Source organism: Mycobacterium simiae, assembly GCF_008370645.1.
GTDB classification, from domain to species: Bacteria; Actinomycetota; Actinomycetes; order Mycobacteriales; family Mycobacteriaceae; genus Mycobacterium; species Mycobacterium simiae_A.
In genome coordinates this window covers 1-22,306 of record NZ_VTZN01000026.1, presented here as the reverse complement: position 1 = coordinate 22,306, position 22,306 = coordinate 1, and the positions used below count along the sequence as shown (strand labels likewise).

At 64.6% G+C, this 22,306-nt stretch carries 13 protein-coding genes; 2 read left to right on the top strand and 11 right to left on the bottom strand.

The window, feature by feature from the left end; translation table 11 throughout:
- Positions 1–9: 9 nt before the first annotated feature.
- The 3 genes from F0Q45_RS06755 to F0Q45_RS06745 all read right to left on the bottom strand — a co-directional run bounded on the left by F0Q45_RS06755 (position 10) and on the right by F0Q45_RS06745 (position 2,823).
- Positions 10–1,782 carry an acyl-CoA dehydrogenase family protein gene (locus F0Q45_RS06755; RefSeq protein ID WP_149653211.1) on the bottom strand — a complete coding sequence of 591 codons (1,773 nt, stop codon included), beginning with the start codon at positions 1,780–1,782 and terminating at the stop codon, positions 10–12.
- A gap of 110 nt (positions 1,783–1,892) precedes the next feature.
- Positions 1,893–2,360, bottom strand: coding sequence for a hypothetical protein (locus F0Q45_RS06750; RefSeq protein ID WP_149653210.1), 468 nt, complete (start codon positions 2,358–2,360; stop codon positions 1,893–1,895).
- Positions 2,361–2,481: 121 nt separating this feature from the next.
- Positions 2,482–2,823: a hypothetical protein gene (locus F0Q45_RS06745; protein ID WP_188112819.1), complete on the bottom strand. Its 342-nt coding sequence runs from the start codon at positions 2,821–2,823 to the stop codon at positions 2,482–2,484.
- A 406-nt stretch (positions 2,824–3,229) separates the two neighbouring features.
- On the opposite strand from F0Q45_RS06745, the gene F0Q45_RS06740 reads away from it, so the two are divergent.
- Positions 3,230–4,504, top strand: coding sequence for a methylaspartate mutase (locus tag F0Q45_RS06740; RefSeq protein ID WP_149653209.1), 1,275 nt, complete (start codon positions 3,230–3,232; stop codon positions 4,502–4,504).
- Between the two features lie 7 nt (positions 4,505–4,511).
- Here F0Q45_RS06740 and F0Q45_RS06735 read toward each other — a convergent pair whose 3' ends face one another.
- Together F0Q45_RS06735 and F0Q45_RS06730 are read right to left on the bottom strand one after the other, a co-directional pair.
- Entirely contained in the window at positions 4,512–5,162 is a 651-nt protein-coding gene (locus F0Q45_RS06735; protein ID WP_149653208.1) for a hypothetical protein, read from the bottom strand.
- Positions 5,163–5,354: 192 nt separating this feature from the next.
- Positions 5,355–5,867, bottom strand: a complete 513-nt coding sequence (locus tag F0Q45_RS06730; protein ID WP_262490895.1) for a cobalamin B12-binding domain-containing protein — start codon at positions 5,865–5,867, stop codon at positions 5,355–5,357.
- A 409-nt stretch (positions 5,868–6,276) separates the two neighbouring features.
- Here F0Q45_RS06730 and F0Q45_RS06725 point away from each other — a divergent pair, with 409 nt between their 5' ends.
- Positions 6,277–7,734, top strand: a complete 1,458-nt coding sequence (locus F0Q45_RS06725; protein WP_149653207.1) for an arylsulfotransferase family protein — start codon at positions 6,277–6,279, stop codon at positions 7,732–7,734.
- A 44-nt stretch (positions 7,735–7,778) separates the two neighbouring features.
- Here the strand turns inward: F0Q45_RS06725 and embB are convergent, their stop codons facing one another.
- From embB to F0Q45_RS06695, 6 genes are all read right to left on the bottom strand, one after another.
- Positions 7,779–11,039: an arabinosyltransferase EmbB gene (gene embB / locus F0Q45_RS06720; protein ID WP_149653206.1), complete on the bottom strand. Its 3,261-nt coding sequence runs from the start codon at positions 11,037–11,039 to the stop codon at positions 7,779–7,781.
- Positions 11,036–14,350, bottom strand: a complete 3,315-nt coding sequence (locus tag F0Q45_RS06715) for an arabinosyltransferase domain-containing protein (protein ID WP_149653205.1) — start codon at positions 14,348–14,350, stop codon at positions 11,036–11,038. The genes embB and F0Q45_RS06715 overlap by 4 nt, the downstream gene beginning before the upstream one ends.
- 150 nt (positions 14,351–14,500) lie before the next feature.
- The gene (locus F0Q45_RS06710) at positions 14,501–16,252 is read right to left on the bottom strand and encodes a cyclic nucleotide-binding and patatin-like phospholipase domain-containing protein (RefSeq protein ID WP_149653204.1); all 1,752 of its coding nucleotides are present in this window, start codon (positions 16,250–16,252) and stop codon (positions 14,501–14,503) included.
- 13 nt (positions 16,253–16,265) lie between these two features.
- Positions 16,266–17,921 carry an adenylate/guanylate cyclase domain-containing protein gene (locus tag F0Q45_RS06705; RefSeq protein ID WP_262490894.1) on the bottom strand — a complete coding sequence of 552 codons (1,656 nt, stop codon included), beginning with the start codon at positions 17,919–17,921 and terminating at the stop codon, positions 16,266–16,268.
- Between the two features lie 387 nt (positions 17,922–18,308).
- Complete coding sequence (locus tag F0Q45_RS06700; RefSeq protein WP_149653203.1) at positions 18,309–21,593, bottom strand: arabinosyltransferase domain-containing protein; 3,285 nt, start codon at positions 21,591–21,593, stop codon at positions 18,309–18,311.
- Positions 21,593–22,306, bottom strand: a 714-nt coding sequence (locus F0Q45_RS06695; RefSeq protein WP_188112818.1) for an arabinofuranosyltransferase, incomplete at its 5' end; no start/stop codon positions are given. The genes F0Q45_RS06695 and F0Q45_RS06700, both read right to left, overlap by 1 nt.

The window sequence follows — 22,306 nt, the reverse complement described above, 5'->3', positions numbered from 1 at the left end:
CTGCTCGCGCTACAAGCGCAGCGCCCCGTCCGCGAGCTCGTCGAAACGCTGCAGCGCTTCGTCGGAGTCGGCGTCGATACCGCGCAGCGGCCCGCGTTCGGCGAGGTAGCGCTGCGCGTACAGCCGGGCAACCAGCGCTTTGCGGTCGGTGGCGCGGGTGGCCCGCTCCCAAGCGGCCTGCTCGGTAAGCAGCGCCCCGGCGTACACGTCACCCATGAACACCGCGAGCGGGAACAGTCTCGCCTCGGCTACACCCCGCTCGAGTTTGGTCCATGCGGTGATGGCCTGGTCGAGATCGTCAATACGCTGCGACACCAGGCGCGTCGTTTCGTTGTCGTCGGAGACCGACACCGCCTCACGCATGCGCGCGAGCAGCGGCTCGTGCGCCCGCGACTGTTCCATGCCCCGCCGCACGTCGAGGCACAGGATGTTATCGGAGCCCTCCCAGATGGTGTTCACCTGCGCGTCGCGCAACAGCCGAGCTACGGGCCAGGTCTCGATGTAGCCGTTGCCGCCGTGCAGCTCGACCGCGTCCGAGGCTGCGGTGAGCCCGAGCCGGCACACCCGGAGTTTGGTCACCGGCACGGCAATGCGCTGCCGGATCGCTTGAGGCTGGGCGTGATTGGCGAATCCAGTGCCGTCGAAAAGCAACGCGAGCGCGGCTTCGACGTCGACAATCAGCTCGGTCAGCTTCCGCCGGATCAACGCCTTGTCGATAAGCGCGGTGCCGAACGCGTGCCGCTGGCGGGTATAGCACAGCGACTCGACCAAAGCCCGGCGCGCGTTGCCGACCGCGAACGAGGCGGTGCCCAGCCGCAGCTTGTTGGTCAACTCCATCATGCGGCCGAGTCCCTTGCCGTCGGACGGGCCAGCGTCGCCGCTGGGCTGACCGGAGAGCAGAAAGGCTTCGGCGTCGACGAACTCGATCTCACCGGAGGCCACCGAGCGGGTGCCCAGCTTGTCCTTGAGCCGTCGAATCCGCACGCCGTTGCGGGAACCATCGCGTCGGGTCCGCAGCACCAGGAAGGAGGCCACACCTCGGGTGGAGTCGGGCGCCCCCTCCGGTTTGGCCAGCACCACAAACACCTCACCGGCGCAGTTGGAGGCAAACCACTTGAAGCCGTTGAGCACCCAGGCGTCGCCGCAAGGTGTCGCGGTCGCCTCCAGCGCACCGAGGTCGGAGCCGCCGGTGCGCTCGGTCATTAGTTGGGCCGCCTCACCGTCCCACTCGCCGGCATTGAGTTTGCCCAGGACATAATCGCGAACGTCGGGCGGCGCGTAGGCGCTCACCAGCGACCGAACCATATTGCCCCCAGTGCCGAGCGCGCACGCCATGCCGATATCGGCCTGGTTGAGCAGATAGTTGGACGCGAAAAGTGCCAGCGACGGGCTAGCACCTGCCCGCTTGGCGTCGTCACGCAAAGATTGCTGGGCATCGAGAATGGCTCGTTTGGATCGGGTGAACGATTCCGGCATCACCACCTGGCTGACGTCGTGTCCCCATCGGTCGTAGCGTTCGAGGTGCGGTGGGTGGCGGTCGGTCTCTTCGGCCCAGCGCGTGACCGGGCCGCCCATCAGGTCACCCATGCGAGTCAAATGCGGCTCTGCGAACGCCAACTCAGCCGGCGTCAGGTAGTACGCCATCGTGAGCTGCAGCGTGGGGTCGGTGAGATACCAGTTGAGACCCGTGGCTCCGGCATAGTTCTCGGTGCGGTAGCGCTCGGATTTCTCCGGCGTCGAAAACGGAAGCCGGTCCACGGCCTCAAGCAGGTATTGGCTCATGTCGCGACCCTATTGCATAGGTTTTATATATGTCTACCTGTCTGGGAGGCGAGGCTGAGTCTGCTTCGCCCAGTCGTTTGGCGCTCGGCGCTGGCGGCGTGCCGGCTCACTTAAGCAGCGCGGGGAAGATTGGGCTTCGCGGTTGCGGCGTGATGTGTCGGCCTGCTGGGCGACGGAGCCCACCCAACGTAGGTCAGATAAACCCCAACCAGCGCGAAGACGATTGCGAGTCCGATCCACACCGCGTGCGCGCCGATCATGTTGTTGGCCAGCGAGGCAAAGAACTTCGGGAAAGCCAGCAAGAGAAATCCGCGGAGCACCACAAACCAGCCCAGTGCGGAGATGATGATCGCCGCCACTCCTCGCCAGTACTGGTGATTGGCGACCATTATCAGGCCGAACAACAAAACGAAGGCGCCCGTGACCCACGTCCACATCGAATTCGCCTCGAACTGCGAAAGCAGGCTTTGCATGTCTGAGGCGCGTGCGACAGCGGTCAAGTCGACCAGCACCAAGAAGGGGCCGAGCACGCGGGCGAACACGCGGGTGCGCTGGTGCGGGTCCGGTGAAACGGCCATGGCCGTACCTCCATCTGACGCCACTGACGATTCCCCTACAGCAGACCACTCGGCCCAAGTGCCCCGCTAGGGACCGAAGTCCCAGAACTCGAGATATTCGGCAGACGGTGAGCGCGCTGGCCTACACAGCTACCAGGAACCCGGAGGTGTAAAACTCGGCGGGATCTTGGGTATGGCTGCTGGGGCGTTGGATCATCACCCACACCCCGGTCGTCCCGGGCCGAATCGTGTCCTGAACGGTCACCATTCCGCGGCCAACCGCATCGAGCTCGAAGCCTGCAGAAGCAATGCCCGGATCACCTGGGGCGCATGGAGCCGACGAAGGGCGGGGCGCTTGAATCAATCCGACGTCGTAGTGCATACCCGGCAGCGGGGTGTTGATCAGTTGCACCTCAGCGATCACCGTCGACCCGGCTCTCCGGATCAGGGCTGAGCCGGTGCCCAGCGGCTCGGGGTAAACCATCGGCGCGACGTTGAGGGGCTGAAGTCGCAGTGTCGGAGGAGCGCGCGCAGCCCGACCCTGGTCGCGCTGGTTGAGTCTGGGGAGGCCGCAGCGGGCTAACCCGTGAATCCTGCCCCCGATGAAGTCAACAGCGCGACTGCCGCTATGAGCCGTGATAGTCCTGTTAGTGTGCGCCTCGCTGTCACCGTCCTGCCACCGTCGGTTGCCCGACCAAACCTCAACATTGCCGGCATCAGCGCAGCCAAACCTCGCCGCCGGATGTGGTTGTCCAGCCGAGCTGGGATGCGCGCGGAACGGTTGTGGGCCTCGCGCGGACGACCCATGGCCGTGATACTCGAAAGGTCGGTCGGCGACGCCCGGGAAGGCACAGTGTGAGTACAGTTACGAGCTGGGATCGGGCCGGTGCATGAGCGGATTCCTCGACTCGTTCGTCCATCAGCATCGAAGCAGTGGCACGCTGGTCGTGCAGCCCCGGATGGGCTTTGGTGCAGTCCAGGCGATGCGGTCCGGATTGCGGGCACTGGCCGAGTTGGCGATACCTGTCGTCGGCACGTTGACTTTGGACAGTTACACGCGCGTCGGTGACTACGTCACACCGCTGCAGCGGCTGGCTGACGGTGAGCAGCTCAACGGGTTTCCGTTGGTGTCGTACCCGGCGAGCACCACGGCGCAGATGTTGAAGGGCTTGTACGGGCCGAGCTATCCGATCCAGGTGCGGCACGGCACGCCGTTGCCGCTCGAAGTCTTCCGCCGGCTCGTCGAGGTCGGGTTGGACGCCACCGAAGGGGGCCCGGTCTCTTACTGCCTGCCCTACAGCCGGGTGCCGCTGCCGCAGGCGGTCAAGGCATGGTCCGAAAGCTGCCGCTTTCTGGCCGGCGAAACCGACGAGGGTCACATCGAGACATTCGGTGGGTGCTTGCTGGGTCAACTGTGTCCGCCCTCGCTGCTGGTGGCGATTGCGCTCATTGAAGCCTGCTTTTTTCGGCAACACGGAGTGCGGCACATGTCATTGAGCTACGCGCAGGGCACGCTGGCGGCCCAAGATCGCGGGGCGCTGCGCGCGTTGCGCACGCTGGCCCATGAGTATCTGGGCGATGTCGACTGGCATATCGTGATGTACACCTACATGGGTTTGTTCCCCGAAACGCCCCAAGGTGCACGCCGTTTGATCCGTGATAGCGCCCAACTGGCTGCGCAGGCCGGTTGCGAACGCTTGATCGTCAAGACCATCGCCGAATCGTCGCAAATAGCAACGGTTCAGGAGAATGTCGAGGCCTTACTACTGGCGGCCGAAGCGGCCACCGCCGCCGGCCCGGGGCACGTTGATACCGAGTTCTTCGAGGAGACAATGCTTGACGCGCGCTGCCTTGTGGACACGGTATTGAGCCTTGATCGCGATATCGGACGAGCCCTTCTCACCGGATTTGCGACCGGAATGTTGGACGTTCCGTTCTGCCTTCACCGCGACAATCGGGGTGAGGCCACCGCGGTCATCGACAGCCGCGGCGCACTGCGTTGGGCAACGACGGGGCGACTAGCGCTGCCACCAGAATCGCATCGAAACGCCCGGCACCGGGAGGTCGACTCGGGCACCTTGTATCACATGCTGAGGTACATTTCTGACCGTTACGACGGGGTAGCCGGCCCGCCCCACGAGGAATGCGCAACGCGCGTCGACTAACTCACGCTCACGCTGTCGTGCAACCTAAAGTCCAGCATGCCGCAATATAGACAATCGCGGCGAAATCCCATGCGGCGACTAGGTATGCAGCGCGTGCGAAGGCGTCGTCGCGACGCGCCGGATAACTGAGCAGTAGTTTCATGAACACCTGTGTAAGAAGCAGCCCAAGACTCACGACGCTGAATCCCTGTGCCCCTACGACAGCGAAGGAAATACCCTGCATTAGCTGCGGAATCATCCTGATGCCCAAACTGCTGTACAGCCGTGCCCGCGGGCTTCTGAAGCCGCCCATCTTCAGGCGCACCACCGCAAATGCCGAAATCCATGCCGCCAGGGCCGCATAGGTGGTGGGCTGGTTGACGGTGACACCATGACCAATTTGCGCGAACAGCATCAGGGTATTAGTGCCGATCATCGTGATGTTGACGATGATCGGATACTTGCTGGCCCAGCGGTGGCTTGGCGATATGGCGTAAGCGGACGCCGCGGCTTTGCCGATATGGGAGTCGCGGGTGAGGGATAACTGCAGCGAGGCAAACACGATCCCGGTCGCAGCGAACGCGGGAATGACACCGCTAACGCTGCGCTCGTATTGCTGAATCTGGGTAATGCACGACGTCGCGAGCAGCAGCATGGTCGCGGAAAATGTTGCTGCCACGAACCATATCGACGAGGTTGTGGATGAGAGGCGGAAATGTCCGGCTGCCCGTGCACCGCTCACTTTGGCCCCAGCGGCACCCTGGATGCGCTGCGCTTGGCGATGTGTCGACCGTACGTAACGGGTCCCTGACGTCCGCCGCGGCAGGGTCCGTGGCGCCAAGGACGATTCACCGACAGTCATGCGAACGTGCTAAACGTCGGCGAATGTGGTAGGTCGGATCGACGTCACCACGCGCTCGCCAGCGGTACGGCTCTCGGCGTCCCACAACCCGAATCCAAAGTTCTTTCCCGCTGAAATGAATTCAACAAATCGCAGGATTGCATCGGCGCCGAGAAAAACGTCGGTGAAGCCCTCGCGGAGAAGTTGTTCACGTACCGCAAAGTTGTCGGCTACGGCCGTCGTAAGCTTGCCGCCGATAACGCTGGGGACCGCGATTCCCCACTCGCGGAGCGCTCCCATCAAATGCTTCGCCCCGTGAAATCCATGACCGTTGATGCTCGAGACCACCAGCAGATCTGTTGGTTCGGTGATGACGGCTTCCACGACGCCGGCCACCGGAGTGCAGCAGCCAAGGTTGCGCACGCTCGCACCGTGCTCCTCCAATAACTTCTGTAAGTACACGAGGTTCCACATGTGTGCGTCCGATTCGACCGTACTCAAGACGCACTGGAAAGCCCCTGCCATAAGGTTGTTACCGGTCATGCAGGGATGGGTGCCCGAGTGTCGGAGAATTGTTCGTTATGAACATGAATCGGCACGCGCGCAACCTCCGTGAAAAACGTTCGCTTTCGCATCGACCGTCGAAGTCATGTCGGCTTGGCCGCCGCGGCTACATTGCCCCGATCGATGCAGATATCGACGACAGACGTTAGCTCTCCTCCCCTATGCTGTGCAATCGCTGGCAAAGCGGTTTCGCGCGATCGCCAACTTTTGGATCACTGTCGGCAGCGGCGCGTGCCCAAGCTCGATGCAACGCATGCTTGCTTGTGTGATCTTTGTCTCTCCACTATGAGCCTGCAAGAATGCGCCTCCGCCGGTGCCGGCTGGCTGCAAAAATCACCCTGATTGACCGTATGAAGCGCAGCTGGTAGCCAGTGAGGTGATATCCGACGTGCCAATCTCGCGGCGACAACTCGGTGCAGCGGCGGCGGGAGCCGTTCTCCTCGGCAATGCGGTCGCGTGCGGCAAACCTGACCGGAAGACAGCGACCACGCCGCCGTCGGCCGCGGTTGTCTCGCCGCAGTCGCTGGGATATTCCATCAACGTCAACAAAGGCGGCGCACCCGGTTACGTGTTCTTTGTGTCCGGGACCGCGGCGGCCCATCTGGGACCCGAGTCGCGTCCATGCGTCCTGGTCATCGCCGACAAAGCAGGAAACGTGGTGTGGCAGCGCGAGTTGCCGGCCGGGCAGACCGCCGGCAACCTCCGCGTCCAGCACTATCAGGGAAAGCGCGTGCTCACCTGGTGGCAGGGCCGCAAACAATGGGGCCACGGACTCGGCGCCAGCTATATCGTCGATGAGCATTACAACCTGATCAGCACTCTCACACCCGGCGGCGAGCTGTCGTCGGACATGCACGAATTCCGGCTCACCTCGGATGGTCGCGCCCTGATCACGTCCTACGCGGAGGTCAAGGCCGACCTGACCGCCAACGGCGGACCCCGAGACGGAAAGATCTACAACTGCGTTGCGTCGGTGGTCGACGTGGCCTCGAAAGACACGCTCTTCCAGTGGGACGCGCTTGCTCAGGTGCCGATCGGCGACTCACCGGCAAAGTACACCGCCGGCCAAGTACTGGACGTGTACCACATGAATTCCATCGCGCTGGACCCCGCGGGCAACCTGGTGATCAGCATGCGGGCGCTTTCCACGGTCTTCAACGTCGATTGCCGAACTGGTGCCATTAACTGGCGACTCGGCGGTAGGCATTCCAGTTTCGCCATGGCTGACGGAGTCGAGTTCGGCTACCAGCATGACGCCGAGATGCCGGACTCCAACACGCTCACGCTGTTTGACAACCATTTCGAAAGCAATCATCCAGAACAAGGCGGAGCTTCCGCGCCGAGTCGTCTGAAGTGGGTCCACCTGGACACCAACGCCCGGCGAGCGACATTGCTCCGGTCGCAGGCACATCCAGGTGACCTCAGCGTGGGGGCGATGGGCAACCTGCAACAGCTACCGGGCGGCAACACCTTCTCCGGCTGGGGCACCGGCGAGCACATCGCCGAGTTCACCGCCGGCGGCCACATGGTCTTTGACGCCACCCTGCCCGGCGGCACCTATCGCGCGTTTCTTGACGAGTGGACCGGCGATCCCGTCGAACCACCGCAAGTGACCTTCGCCGGCAACACTGCGCATGCCGTGTGGAACGGCGCCACCAGGGTGAGTCGTTGGCGATTGCTGCACGGCCCGGAAAGTGACACCATGACGCCGCTAGCCACCGTCGACTGGGCCGGCTACGACACCGCGATTCCGCTGACCGAAAAACACGCAGATGGTTACTTTCAAGCCGAGGCGCTAGCGGCCGACGGCAGCGTGATCGGGCGAAGCGTGCCGATCACGCGGTGAAGCTGGGCCAAGAGCCCGCGCTAGGACAAAGACCAAGACTAAGACTAAGGGCCGATGCGTATCTTCCCGGGCGACCACAACCCGCTGCGGGTCGCGGTACCTAAATCGAGTTGAGCGGGGGAAGCAGCTACCAAGGTGTCGAACTTGCGTAACGACCCCCAGTCGCGGGCCCAGTCGCGGGACAGGTAGGTCGCCATCACATGGGCCCGCAGCAGCAGGTCGGTGATGCCGAGCAGGCCGCCGTTGACGCCGTCTTCCCAGGTGTCGGTGTCCAGCTTCTTGGCGTTGTAGTCCGGGGTGATGCGGAACTTGGGGATCTCGGTGACACCGTTGACGTGCAGCATCGGCTGCTGGCAGGGGAACGCCAGCCCGACCGCCCAGTCCAGCAGCACCGGTTGGGTGGAGCCGACGTACTCCTGCAACGAGCGCAGCTCCGGCACCCGCGGCGGGGTCACCGCGATCCAGTCCTCCGGCGTCAGCGACAGGTCCTCGGCCACCACCCGGACGGCGACGGCGTCTGCGGGTATCTGGTTGCGGGCAAAGCGCAGATTCCGCCACGCCTTGGGCTGTTCGCCGTAGAGATCATCGGGTATCAGCCGGCCAGCGGGGGCCAGCGCGCCCGACCCGGGCCGGGCGTACTCCAGCACCACGGTCTGACCCGGGGTGTAGCCGTGCAAGACGCTGTGCCCAGAGATTTTTCCGGCGGCGGTCACGACCACCAGCGGATGTCCGGCGTCGGGCTTGGGCAGCAGATACCACGCCGACGCGAGTCGGCTCTGCTGTTGAGCGCCGGTGGTGTAGGTGCCGGCCAGCGGAACGCGACTCGGGTCCAGCTGATAGGGCAATGGGACGGTGGACCCGTTGATGCCGGGGGACCGGAGCTTGGTCGGCGCATCCCAGTCGTAGTCGGTGCCGGGCTGGTTGGGCTTCATCACGATCGCCTCCGCGACGGTGTGCTCCGGCACGCCGTTGGGGGTGAAGCCCGTCGGGTTGGTCCCGCCCAGCGGGCCCAGCGGGCCGTAATCGCCGGGCAGCGGGGTCATGAAGCCTGCGTTGGGATCCGGCTCGACCACCACGTCGTCGGCCAGCCCACAGCCACCGACAAACGCCCGCAGGTTGGACCAGCCGTTGGAGTAGGTGGGGTACTGCCGCACGATGCCGGCGACCATCGACGCGACGAACACCAAAGCCATGAAGCCGGCCGCCAGCGGGACCGGCGCGCTGGTCACAGCGCGCGTCACGCGCCCCTCACCGCTGCCCCGGGGCGCGAAATGCAACCAGGCCGCATACAGCAGGGCAACCGCGAAGAGGGCGAAAAAGATTGTGCTGACCGTGATTCCATCGATCTTGGGCATCGCGCTGTTGAACGGCACGCCGTAGCTGGAGACATACCACCAGCCGTTGGTCGTCGCCCAGCACAGCGCCAGCATGAACAGCACCGCCGCCAGGAAGGCCATCCGGTTGCGTAACCAGCGCAGCACCGATGGGGATACCAACACCGTCGTCAGTGCCGCCATCGCCGCCCCTACCGCGGCGAACAACCCGAAGTGGTGCACCCACTTGGTGGGGGTGAACATCAAAAAGAACATGGTGGCGAAGATGACGCCCATGAGTCGCCACGCCGGCCCCCGCGCTACACCGGGAATTCGCTTGCGCCGCAACATGATAAACACCGCGGTGAACAGACACAGCGCGGTGATCAGGAAGCCGAACCGGCGTGATAGTGATCCGTCGACGGTGGGCAGGATCAGATAGTAGTAGCGCAGGTTTTCGGTGTACCAGGCCTGGCTGGGGCCGATCTTGCCGCGCACCCGGGTGGCTTCCAATACCGTCGATAGCGTCTGGTCGGCGAACACCACGGTCAAGATGATGGTGCCGGCGGCCAGCATCGGGGCCAGCAACGGCAAGGTGCCCACCAGGCGCCGGCGCTTTGCCAGGATCCGCAGGATCGGACGGCCACCGGCCACCAGTGCGGCCACCGCGATCAGACCGGTGGGCTGCACACCCAGCGTGAAGGCAGCGGCGATAATCGCCAACGCCGCGGGCGTGAGCCGGCTGTATCGCATCGACCGCTCGATCAGCACGTAGGTGACCAGCGAACCCAGCGCGATGATGCCCTCGGGCCGCAGGCCGTTGTTAAACGGCATCCACGCGGTCAGCAGCACCATGGCAGCGGCCCAATTGGCGGGCTTGCTGGCCGCCACCGCCGGCCCCAGCCGCGGCAGCACCTCACGCGAGAGCAGCACCCAGCACACCAGCCCGGCGAACAAATCCGGCAGCCGCATCCAGATGCTGGCGTCGCTGACATGGGTCATCAGCGCCAGCAAGTTGTAGTACCAGCCGAACGGGTCTTCCGGGCTGCCGAACCAGCGAAAGTAGTTGGACATGTAGCCGGCGTGGTCGGCGACGCGGGCCATACCCAGGATATAGCCGTCATCGGAGGAGTTGGCTCCGATGACGTGCCAGAGCAGGAACGCGAAGATCACCACGGCGTCGACCAGCGTGAAGGTGCGCCAATTCTGTGGAATCCACCGACGCATGCCGCCCGGTGACGATGCAGGCCGGAACGGCCTGAGCAGGAGGCGGGCAATTGAGCCCCGCCCGTCCAGCTGGTCGAGGCGCCACAGCGCGATCAGCGCGACGACGGTGGCCACAATAGCGCCGAGGACCGCCAACAGCTTCAGGGTCGTGGGGGTGGTGGAGAACCGGGTGTCGATGGTCGCCGACAGCCGCAATCCGGGCGGCGCTGGACCGGTCAGGTCGGTGAACACCCCGACGATCTGCGGGCGCAGGTTCGGGTCGGGAAAGCCGCCCCGCAACGGCTGTCCCGCGGGGTCCTTGAGCCCAACGAAGGTGGCGAACGTGCCGGCGTGCGTCGAGGTGACCTCGATGCTTGAACACCCCGGCGCATTTGCGCCGCCGACCACCAGGTCACGCGCGACGCTAAGGATCACGACATTGCGGTCGGTGACGTCGACACGCTGGCTGCTGACCACAACGAACAACGCCTGCAGGTTGGCGTCCTTACCTTGCTTGGGTGCGGTGCCCAGCACCACCCCACCCGCCGGCGGCATGCCGCGCACCACATCGCAAGGCACCGAAGCCGTCACGTCGACCGGCGTCAGCGAAATCAACGGCGCGGTCACGCTATTAAGACGGCCTTGCTGTGGCCAGCTGAGCATCGCGGTGGTCTGCACGACGGGCAACAGCGGCGTGGCGACGGACAACACGAAGCCGATCAAGCCAGCGACGATCGCGACCCAGCGCGTCACCCGAATGTCACGGCACGCTTCGGTCATGCTCATGGGAGGGCCCGAATCGGTCCTTGCCGGCTCCAGCCGGGTACCGTGATCACACCTTGTCGCACAACGGCATTCGGCGCCTGATCGGCCGGCACCAGCCGGAAGTACTGCTCCACCGCTCCCCAGTCGCGATACCAGTCGCCGCGCAAGTACGTCGAGATCGTCGAGGTCCGCAGCAACGCCTGGGTGAACAGGAACGGCCCGCCGGCAGAGCTGGACTGCCACAGGTTCGACGACACCGCCGTCTGCTTGTGGTCGGGCATGATGCGATATTCGGGAAGTTCGGCGACGCCGAGGTGCTCGGAGAACGGCCGCTGGCAGGGGAAGTTGGCCGCGGTCGCGATGTCCATCAACACCGGGGTCTGCGAGCCGATCAGCTGCTGCAGCGTTTCCAGCACCGGCACCCGCGGCGGGGTGAACGCGAACCATTGCTCGGGGCTCAAGTTCGGGTCGTAGGCGACGATGCGGGCCACGTTGGCCTCCGGCGGTGCCCAGCCCAACGGGAACCGTAGGTTGCGCCACGCGGGCTGCGGGCCGAGGTCGATCGGGAAGACCTGACCTAGGGGCACGATGCTGCCGTCGGAGCGGGTGGCACCCCACTGCAGTTTCAGGGACTGCCCGTAGACGAAGTCGCCGTCCTCCTTGTAGGACCAGATCGCGCCGGCGGCGGAGATCACGACCAGCGGCCGGTCGGCGGTGCGGGGCGGCAGCTGATACCAGGCCGAGGTGGCCCTGGCGGCCAAGGTGTTCTCGTCGTAGCTGCCCATCACCGGGGTGCGAGCGGGATCCAGCCCGAACGGCAGCGCGGCATGCGACCCGTTGATCCCGACCGGGCCTTTGCCGCCGGCGGTTCCGGCGGAGTCGGTGATGGCGGCATTGGGTTTGTTGGGTGAGGCGTCGGAATTGACCACGCCGGGTTTGCTGATCACCGGGTCGGACTTCAGGTCCTCGCCCACCCCCTCGGGTTTGAAGCCGACCGGATTGATCCCGCCGAGCGGTCCGTCCGGGCCGAACGTCTGGCCCGGAACAGGTTGCAGCATACCGGCATTGGGATCGGCCTCGGCCAGCACGTCATCAGCCATGGCGCAGCTGGACAGGCCGGAGCTCAGTACGGCCAGGTTGGCCTTGGCGGTGGTGTAGAGCGGGTAACGGAACGCGGCTGCCTTGGCCAGCGAGCCAACTTCCCCCAAGACCATGATCACCGCGACCGCCAGCAGCGGTGTGGAGGCCAGGATGCGATTACGCCGATTGTCCTTGACCTCGGTGTGCCCGGCGTAGTCCAGGCGGAAGTGGTACCAGGCGGCCAGCAGGCCGGTCAGGACAGATAATGCGAGGAACATCGACGTGACCGGGCGGCTCGCGATCACGGGTTGGATGTCAAACCAGGGGACGCCGTAGTTGCCGACGTAAAACCAGCCGTTGATGCCCGAGGTGGCCCAGGCCAGCACGAACAGCAACGCGGTGACATACAGCGCCAGGTTGCGGCGACTGTGCAAGCCGATGCGGGCGACGGTAAACGCGGTGACCGCACCGAGCGTGCCGGCCAGTCCGGCGAACGCACCGAACTGTATTGCCCACTTGGTGGGCGTGAACGTCAGCAACAGCAGTCCGATCGCCGCCGAGCCGATCAGCCGCCAGGCCGGTCCGCTGGCCAGACCCGGCACAGCGCCTCGCCGCAACAGCACGAACAGCATGCCGAACAGGCACAGCAACAGCACCAGCACGGCGAATCGCCGCGACATCGACCCGTCGGCATTGGACTCGACGGTCAGGAAGTAGTAGCGCAGGAAGTCCTGATACCACGCGATCGTCGGTCCGACCTTGTACTTGATACGCGCCGACTCGGCGACCGTGGCCAGCGTCTGAGCCCGGAACACCACCACGGTGATCACTGAAAGCGAGGCCACCAGCACCGCTAGGGGCGCCAACAGGCCGTCGGTGGCCCGCCGCCGCTGGATGGTTTGGGCGATGGCACGGGCGCCGGTCAACAATGCGGCGATCGCGATCAAGCCCTGCGGCGCCAGTGTCGCGGTGAGCGTCGCGACGATGATGGCCACCGCGGCCGGGGCCAGCCGGCGCTGGGCGATGGAGCGTTCCACCAACACCCAGGTGACTAGCACGCCAAGAGCAATCAACGGTTCGGGCCGCAGGCCATTGTTGAACGGCAGCCACGCGGCCAGGAACACCGCGCCCGCGGTGAACACCGCCACCCGATTGGACGCCAGGCCGCCCTTACCCGGCCCCAGGCGCCGCAACATAAAGCGACTGATAAGCAGCCAGCAGCCGATTCCGGCCAGCGTGGCCGGCAGCCGCATCCACACGCCGGCGGTGCTTATCGACGCCAGCTTGGCCAGCACCCCGAGGTACCAGTCGAACGGCGCCTCTGTCGTGCCGAAGTAGCGGTAGTAGTTGGCGACGTAGCCGGCCTGGGGGGCGACCCGGGCGATGGTCAGGTTGTAGCCGTCATCGGATGAGGTGGCGCCGATGATATGCCAAAGCAGCAGCGTGGCGATGACTGCGGCGTCGGCAAGCCAGGTCGCCAAGCCCGCGCGCACCCGGCGCGCCCGCGGGCGGTATCGGGACAGCCAGGCGATGGGGGCGCGCCAATTGACCAGCGTATGGCTGCCGCGACTGCGGCGATCCAACACCGTCAGGGCCAGGATGGCGCCCAGCACGGCCAGCACACCCAGAGTCATCGCGATCGTCTTGACCGCGGTGGGTTTGGTGATGAATCGGGTATCGATGTCGATGCGAGCTACTAGCCCAGGCACAGCGGTGACCTTGAGATCGGTGAAGATTCCGCCGACCTGCGGCTTCTTCTCGGCAGGCAGCGTTCCAGCGGCGCCGGGAATCCCGACGAAATCCGCGTGCGCGCCGCCGGCGTCGGCCCAGATGTGCAGCACGCTGCAGCGGCTCTCGGCGATCGCCGTGCGGGGTGCCACCGCGGCCACCGTGTCTCGGAATGCGACCACGACTGTGTCTTTGTCGGCGCGGACGAAGAGGCCGTGCTTGCCGGGATCTACCCCGCCGGTCGGCAAGGTGGACAGCACCAAGCCGCCGTTGGCGGGCAGGGTGGCGATGGTTGGGCACGGGATAGAGATGTCCAGGGCCCGCGGTGCCCCCGATACCAGGGGGGCGGTGATTTGGGTGATATTCCCGCCTGGGGTGCTGCCCTGAGGCCATAGGATCGTCGCGGTCGTCTGCTGCACCGGAAGTAGCGGAACCAACGCGCACAGCAGCAGTCCGGTGATACCGGTGACGACGGCTGTGAGGCGAGCGATCCGGCGGGATCGCTCATTACCGTCGAGGGGCACGAGGCTCGATCGTAGGCGACGCGGCTGAGTGGCTTTTGGATGCGGGGCCGCAACGTTGCCCCATGAATCGTCTCGATCCCTTGCTTCAATCCGCACGCTCAGGTGGTCCGATGATGGACCACCTGAGTCTTAGGGTCAATTCACCGCTGGTCAGCCAACGAGGTTGGGTTGTGCCTCGAGTGCAGTGCGAGCCGCGATCCGCCCGGCATCCAGGGCGGCATCAATCTTCTTGAAATCCAAGGGACCAATCGTGGTGACGTCGGGCTCAATGATGGCAGCAGTTCGAGGAAGGTCACGCAAATTCGCTGTTGAGGCCGCAAGGTCAAAGGCGCGAAGCAACGTCTCTTGCAGTGGCGGTAGGGCGACGTCGGTGCCCGTCACGAGGCGGCGGACGATTCCGGGAGGCTGAAAGATCGCCGGCAGCAGACCAAAGCCTTTTGACGGCGCGAATGTTCGACGAAGATCGACGCATATCACCTCGCCGTCCGGGTCGGCGCACATTACGTCTGCCGGCAGGTTGTTCATCAGTCCACCATCGACCAGAAGCTGCTCGCCATGCTGCACCGGCGGCACGAGACCAGGAATCGAGATCGATGCCCGAACAGCAACCGACACAGACCCACGCCGATGGACAATTTGATCGCCGGTGACCATATCTGCAGAGACGGAGAAGAATCCGGTTGGCAGATGCTCAATCATGGTACTGCCAAAAAATCCTTCTAGTAGACGACCGATGCGTCCACCTCGGGTCAGAGCTATCGCGGGGATCGTGTAGTCGCTAAGCGGGCTGCTCTGGGCAATGAAGGTTCGTGCCGCGGCGGTCGCATCCTCGGCGTCCATCCCCATCGCGAAGGCCGCCGCAGCGATAGCACCCGCGCTCGTACCGCCAAATCGATCGACGACGACGCCTGCCTTGGTGAGCTCCTCGTAGACGCCAAAATGTGCCAGCCCGCGAGCCCCACCACCGGCCATCACCAGGCCGAGGGACCGACCAGCGATTCTGCGCGCGAGAGCGCCGATGCCCGAGCTGGTGAAGGGGTGATGCGAGACGGGCTGCAGCAGATCCCACCAACTCGGATCCGGTCCTGCCGTGCATGTGATCAGGTGGATTGGCCCGTGGGCGGCAAGTGAATTGACCACTTCTGGTGGATGTGTTTGATTTGCCAGCACCACCAGCCGATCGCATTGTGTGACAACGTATCGACGCCAAAGTTCACCCGAGCCTCGATCGGCCACCAACAGGACCCAAGCGTTGCTTCGCTCTGCGCGATCAAGGGTCTCGCTGAAATCCCGGACGAGGTCAGCGTAATTGCCAACTTCTGCAGTGGTGTCCGGTGGCGGCGCGACCACCGCGGTTCGACCGTGGGAACCCAGTTCAGTCGCTATCGTCTCAACGATCGGGGCCGCTGTATCGTCCCCCGTCGACAGCACGCCAATGACCCGAGGACGTCGTGATGCCGGCTGAGATCGAGACTTGCGCAGCGTCCTAGCCATCGCTTGCAGCATTGTCGACTGCAGTTGCGGAGTCGTCGCGAGCACCTTGGTGAACATGTCGGCTGCTATCCGCCAGACGACGCCGTCCCGAAGAGCTCGTACTCCGGCCGAGCGAGTGGCGTCGGCGATCACGCCCAGCTCGCCGATCGAATCACCGGAAGCCATTTCAGCAATCACATGTCCATCGGGAGCAACGGCGGCAAATCGTCCCGAGTCGACGATGTAGATGGAGTCCGATGGTTCGCCCCAATGAAACAGCCACTCGTTGGCGTGGATATGGCGGCGCTCTACGGCGCTCGAGAGTAAGTCGAGTTGTTCGTCGTCGATCTCGCCGAGCATCGGAAGACTCCGCAGCGCGTTTCGCTCATCAGCCCCAGCCGTTTTCGGGCATTGCCGTATTGTGGTCACTAATTACCCTTCATCAGGTGGTGAGGTCTTTTGGCGAGGAAATATGGGTAGGTTCCTTGCGGCCGCGCAGCACGGTGGAATACTGCTCAGTCCAACGCGAACGTTCGTCCGCATCGGCGCGGTCGAGCGCGGCAGACGAACAATAGGTCCGTCGCTGCGAAGTTTTGGCAAGGTCAGCTAGCCGCGCTGCTTCGTTCACGGCGTCGCCGATCACGGTGTATTCGTATCGGTTTTCAGCGCCGATGTTGCCGGCAAAGGCTGGGCCCGCTGACACGCCGATGCCGAAGTCGACGGTGGGTAGGCGGCGCAATTGAGAGCGCAACACGCGCGCGGTAGCCAGTGCCGCAGATGCCGGTTCGGTCGTTTGTAGTGGTGCCCCAAAGATGGCCAGCGCGGCGTCGCCCGCGAACTTGTTGATCAGCCCGTGATGTTTGTCGACGGCGTCGACGACGATTCGAAAAAAACTGTTGAGCACCTGCGCAAAATCTTGTGGCGGGAGACTCGCCGCCAGCCGCGTCGAGTCCACCAGGTCGATGAAAAGGACCGCCACCTCCACCACATCGCCGGACAATGAGATGCCGTTGTCAATGGCGTAACGGGCGACGTGGCGCCCGACGTGGCGGCCAAACAGGTCGGTGAGCAGGTCGCGTTCAACAAGCCCGGCGACCATCCGATTGAATCCGCGTTGCAGGCGGCCTAGTTGGGCGCGCTCATATATTGCGACCCCGCTTCCGATTCGCCCGTATTCGACCTCGGTCATCGCGTCGACGACCTCGCTAACCGGATCTGAAATGGTTCGAGCGGTCAGCATCATCGTCGGCAGCCCCAAGACGACTGCGCCGATTGCCATTGTCGACACCGGCACTATCAGCGATCCAGTTTTACTGATAATCCAGTCTTCCGAGTACATCACCACCAGAGCGGCGATCACGCCGATCGGCAATACGCTGCACAGGAACCACACGATGATCAGGCGCCCGAACACGCCCGGGGACACGGAACGAACCTCTGAATCCGGCGTGGCGGCGATCAAGATGGGACGCACGAAGCGGTGGACGAGAAGGAGTCCCGTGGTCACCGAAGCAGATCCGCCGAGCGTGGCGAACAGCACAATTGAGCCCAGAAACTCAACTTTGCTCGCACCCGTATCTAGTCGCGCGGCATCATCGATGTTTGTCAGGACCAAGATTGCTCCACAGATACCCCAAACCGCACCCAAGACTGCTGACTGACGGCCGGTAAGTTGCATAGCGCTCCGCCGTTGCTTCGCGGTAGGCACTTGCGCGGTGACGAACCAGCGCAGTGTCGGAGTGAGGAGTATTACTCCACCGATGGTGGTGAGGGCCGTTCCCAGTAGCAGCAGCATGAACAAAGTTTTCTTGTTGCTACAGGTGAAATAGGCCAGCGCAATACCCGAAGCGTTACCGCGCAGGGGAAGCAGGATGGCGGCGGCATCGAGGAGACCAATCGCGTGAGTTGACGCGAGCACAACCACATACTGGATTGCCAACCGCAGGGCCTTCTTACGGTGATCGAACTTGGTCCTCGCCGCGAAGTTGAGCGGTGGTCGCACTTCGAGATGCCGAAGCAGGCAGCAGCGGCCCATGTCTTCTCCCGCGACCGGCGCCCGCTTCGTAAGCGGCGCGCAAGCCGCAGGCTTTAGTTGCATGAGGAAACTATAGTTATAAGAAATTATATGAATCCCGGGCTGCAACATGGACGCGTAGCAAGTCCTCGGTGGTGCGCACCCCGCACATGCCGTATGCTGTACGATCCCGATTGCCGAATTGATGAACCGTTAGCGCGCCGAACTAGCGCTGTAGATCGAATCGAAATCGCTTGTAATGCATGGCTTTTGGGGCCGTATTGACGGATCGGTCGGTGCTTGCGAGCGACGGCTCGACGCAGTGGCTACCGCCAGATTTCAAAGCGTTCAGCGGCCCTTGTGCGTTAATTCAATCACGCTGAGCCGATGTCGTAGTGGAGCTAGTTGGTCAGGGATGAGTGTGCGCAACACTTGTTCGGGCGCCCAACCCGGACGCGATAGTGCTAACTGCTAACCCTTGCGTAACGGCGCCGGATTCCATAGACCGCTGCGGGTCACCGTGCCCAACTGCAGCCGTGCCGGCTCCGCCTCGGGATAGTAAGGCGTCAATCGCTGCAGTGAGCCCCAATCTCGGAACCAGTCGTCTTTGAGGTAGCTGGCCACCGTCGTGGCGCGCAGCAGCAATTCGGTGATGCCCAGCGGGCCGCCGCCGTTCTTGTCCATGACGGGGGAGTTGGCCTCGGCGCCGAACCGGTCCGGCAGGATGCGCCATTTCGGAGTTTCATCGACACCGTTTTGATGGCCGAATGGCCGCTGGCACGGAAATGCCAGCCCCACCAGCCAGTCCAGGAACACCGGCTCGTTGGAGCCCACCACATCCTGCAGCGTGCGCAGCTGCGGAATCCGTGGCGGTGTCAGGGCGATCCAGTGTTGGGGAGCCAGGTCGTCGTCGTCGGCGACCAGGCGAATTTGCGTGGCGCTGTCGGGGATCGCCGACAGCGGAGCTCGCAGATTCCGCCAGGCCGGCACCGCGCCGACGTCGGCAAATCCCATTGAGCCACTATGCTTTCCGGCTGATGCTTGCTCATCGGTAGCCCACTGCACCTGGACTTCGCGGGGGTCGAACCGGCCCGCCGCGCTGACCACCAGCAGCGGCGTCTGGCGCCGCTGCTCCTTGGGTGGCAGGCGATACCAGCCCGACCGCAGCATGGCCGGCACCTGGATGCCGGCGCGCCAACTGCCCAGCACCGGAGTGCGGGCCGGATCGAGGTTGAAGGGCAGCCGGGCGCGCGAGCCGTTGATCCCCGGGGCGGCTGTGGTGCCACCTTCGGTACCGGCCTCGGTGCCGGTGATCATGCCGTCGTCGTTGATGAAGCTGCGATCGCCCGGACGTTCCATGACCGGGTCAGCGGACACGTCAGCGGGAATCCCGTTGGGGGTGAAGGCTTCTGACAGCCCTGCTCCGAGAGCTTCGGCCGCCGGAGCGCTCACTGGGGGCAGCATGCCGGCGTCCGGATTCAGCTCCACCAGCACGTCTTCGGCCAGCCCGCAGGTCTTACCGGCCGTGAAACCGACCAGCGCCTGCAGGTTGGACCGGCCCACCGACCACGCCGGGTACTGGGCGGTCATCCCCAGAGTCAGTGACACCACCTCGAACAGCACCAGCAGCCACGTCACTATTGCTAAGGGAGATTGGATAATTCCGGCCAGCCGTGCCCCGTACCGGGTTTTCGGCGGCCCGTTTTCGGTGTCGACGAAGTGAAACCAGGCGGCCAGCACCAGCACCAGCACCGTCAGCCCGAGCAGCATGGTGGCAAAGCCGTAGTGCCACTCTGGGAACGAATTCGACCATGGCACACCGAAATTCGACACATACCACCAGCCGTTGACGCTGGCGAACGAAAGTGCCGTCAAGAACAACACCACCGCGGCGAACACGGTGCGGTTTCGTCGGGAGTGCATCGCTGCGCCGGTCACTGCGACCGCGGCCAGCGCCCCAAGCGAGCCGGCCAGCCCGGCGAATACCCCGAAGTGGTGGGTCCATTTGGTCGGAGTGAACATCATCGCCAGGAACGAGATGATCGTGATGCCGACGATGCGGCGGCTGGGACCGGCGGCCGTGCCTGGAATCCGTCCTTTGCGCAGCGACATCGCCACCGCTAGGGCCAGCGCGACGATCAACGCCAGGACGGCGAAACGCCGGGCCACCGATCCGTCCGGGCTGGCCATGAACAGCCGCTCGTAGCGGATGTGTTCGTCGAACCAGCTCAAGCTCGGCCCCACGGCGCGTTTGAGCATGCTGGCCTGGCTTTCGGCGGCGAAAGTCTGGTCGCGAAAGATCAGGATCGCGGTGACGGTCGCGGCGGCGAGCAGCGGCGCCAGCAGGGGCAGCGCGCCGAACTGCTGGTAGCGCCGGTGCAGGATGGTCCGTAGCGGTCCGATCGCGACCAGCAGCGCGCCGATGGAGGCGATGCCGGTGGGCCCGGAGAACAGCGTCAGCGCACCGATGACGCAGGCGAGCGCCACCGGCAGCAGTCGGCTGGTGGCCACCGCGCGCTCCACCGAACACCAGGTCAGCAGAATGCCGAGGGCAATGATCGGCTCCGGCCGCAGGCCGTTGTTCAGCGGCAGCCAGACAGCCAGGAACATGCCGGCCGCCGTCCACGCCGCAGCGCGGCTGTGTTTGACGGCGTGGCCCAGCCGGGGGAGGACCTCGCGGCTGATCAGCCACCAGCAGGTCAGTGCCATGGCCAGGGTGGGCAGCCGCATCCAGATGCTGGCGGTGCTGACGTGTGCCCACATAGCCAGCAGGTCGTAGTACCAGCCGAAGGGCGCCTCGGGTGTGCCGAACCAGCGGTAGTAGTTGGCCATATAGCCGGCGTGCTCCGACACTCGGGCCATCGTGAGGATGTAGCCGTCATCGGAGGTGTTGGCTCCGACGAAATGCCACCACACCAGCACGGCGATCACCAGCGCGTCGAGCCCGCCGATCGACCACCAACGCGGCGGCAAAATCCGTCGATGACGGGTCCCGTCCGCAGTGTCGAGGATGTGTAGCGCAACCAGGGCGACGGCAGTGGCCAGGAGGCCGAGAATCATCGCGACCATCTTCAGCAGGGTCGGGCTGCTGCTGTAGCGGGTGTCCACGGTCGCCGCGAAGCTCAGGCCCGGCGGCGCTGGCCCGGATAGGTCAGTGAACACGCCGACGATCTGCGGCCGGAAGTCATAGCCACCGCGCTCGCCGCGTAGTGCTTCGCCGGGATGCTCGGCATTGGGTCTCTGCTGCAACCCGACAAACTCCGCGGTGATCTTGTCGGCGTGCGCGGTAAACGTCAAGCGCTGGCAGGACGGACTGAGCACCTGGCTCAGCGGGGCGGTTACCACCGGGACGTTACGTACCACCAGCACCAGGTCGTCGTTGGCGCGCTGGATAAGCAGGCCGCGGTCGACGGCGTTGGGGGCCTGCTTGGGCACGGTCGACAGCAGTACGGTCCTGCCGGGGTTGGGCGGTCCGGCTAGACCGGCGGCGGCCTGGCAGGGGATGGTGATGTTGAGTTCGGTTGCTACATAGCCGATCAGCGGTGCATCGACGCTAGCGAAGGCGCCGTTCTGCGGCCAGTTGAGTTGAGCGGTGGTTTGGTTGACCGGCAGCAGCGGGGTGGCCAGCGCCAAGACGGTCCCCAGCAGACCTGCCACTGCGGCGACAAACCGAGCGATCCGGTAGTTTGCTCCCGCGTCGCTCACGGAGGTAGATCGTAGTTGGCCAATTGCAGCCGGTGCGGTTTCGGTGGCCATCAGCCGCTCGTCATCGGTTTGCGAATCGCCAACACGAATGGCCCGATGGTTTCGACGGCGAAACGGGGCTCGGCGAACAGCGCTGCTCTCAACTCCACGGTGTAGCGCCGGACGTTGGGCTGGTTGGGGTAGACGTCTTCGGCCAGCCGCAGGGTGTAGGTGTTGCTCGCACCGCGGCGCATGAGGAAGACCGTCGGCGGCGGCCACGGCAGCGTGTCCAGCGCGGCAACGAACTCGTCAGCGGTCTTGAGCTTGGCCCAGCTCTCGATCTGGGCGGCGCGTTTGTCGAACTGTGCGAGCGGGTTGGCGTAGTGCGACGTCAATCCCTGAAAACCCCAATAGGGGTAGTACGACAGGAAGCTGTAGTCGGCGGTCAGCACGACGGTCAGATCCGGCGGCGTACCGGTAACGCGCCGGATGGTGGCGTCGATCGCCGAGTAGTACTTCTCCGAGCCGGGCGGCCGGCGGTCACCGCGCTGGCCGTAGCCGTCGGTATCGGTGTAGGCGATGGTGAGGTCGGGGCGCAGCACGTCGGGAATGTCCTGGCTGAACGCGATCGCCCCGGCCAGTCCAATCGCGCCGGCCACTGGGAGCACGGCGCGGCTGCGTTTGGCCAATACTCGCGCGGTTTCGACGAAGCCGAACACGCCGGCGGCGGCCAGCAGCACGGTCAACGTCGGCTGCAGCCGGAACGACAGCAGCGTGGTGCGGGC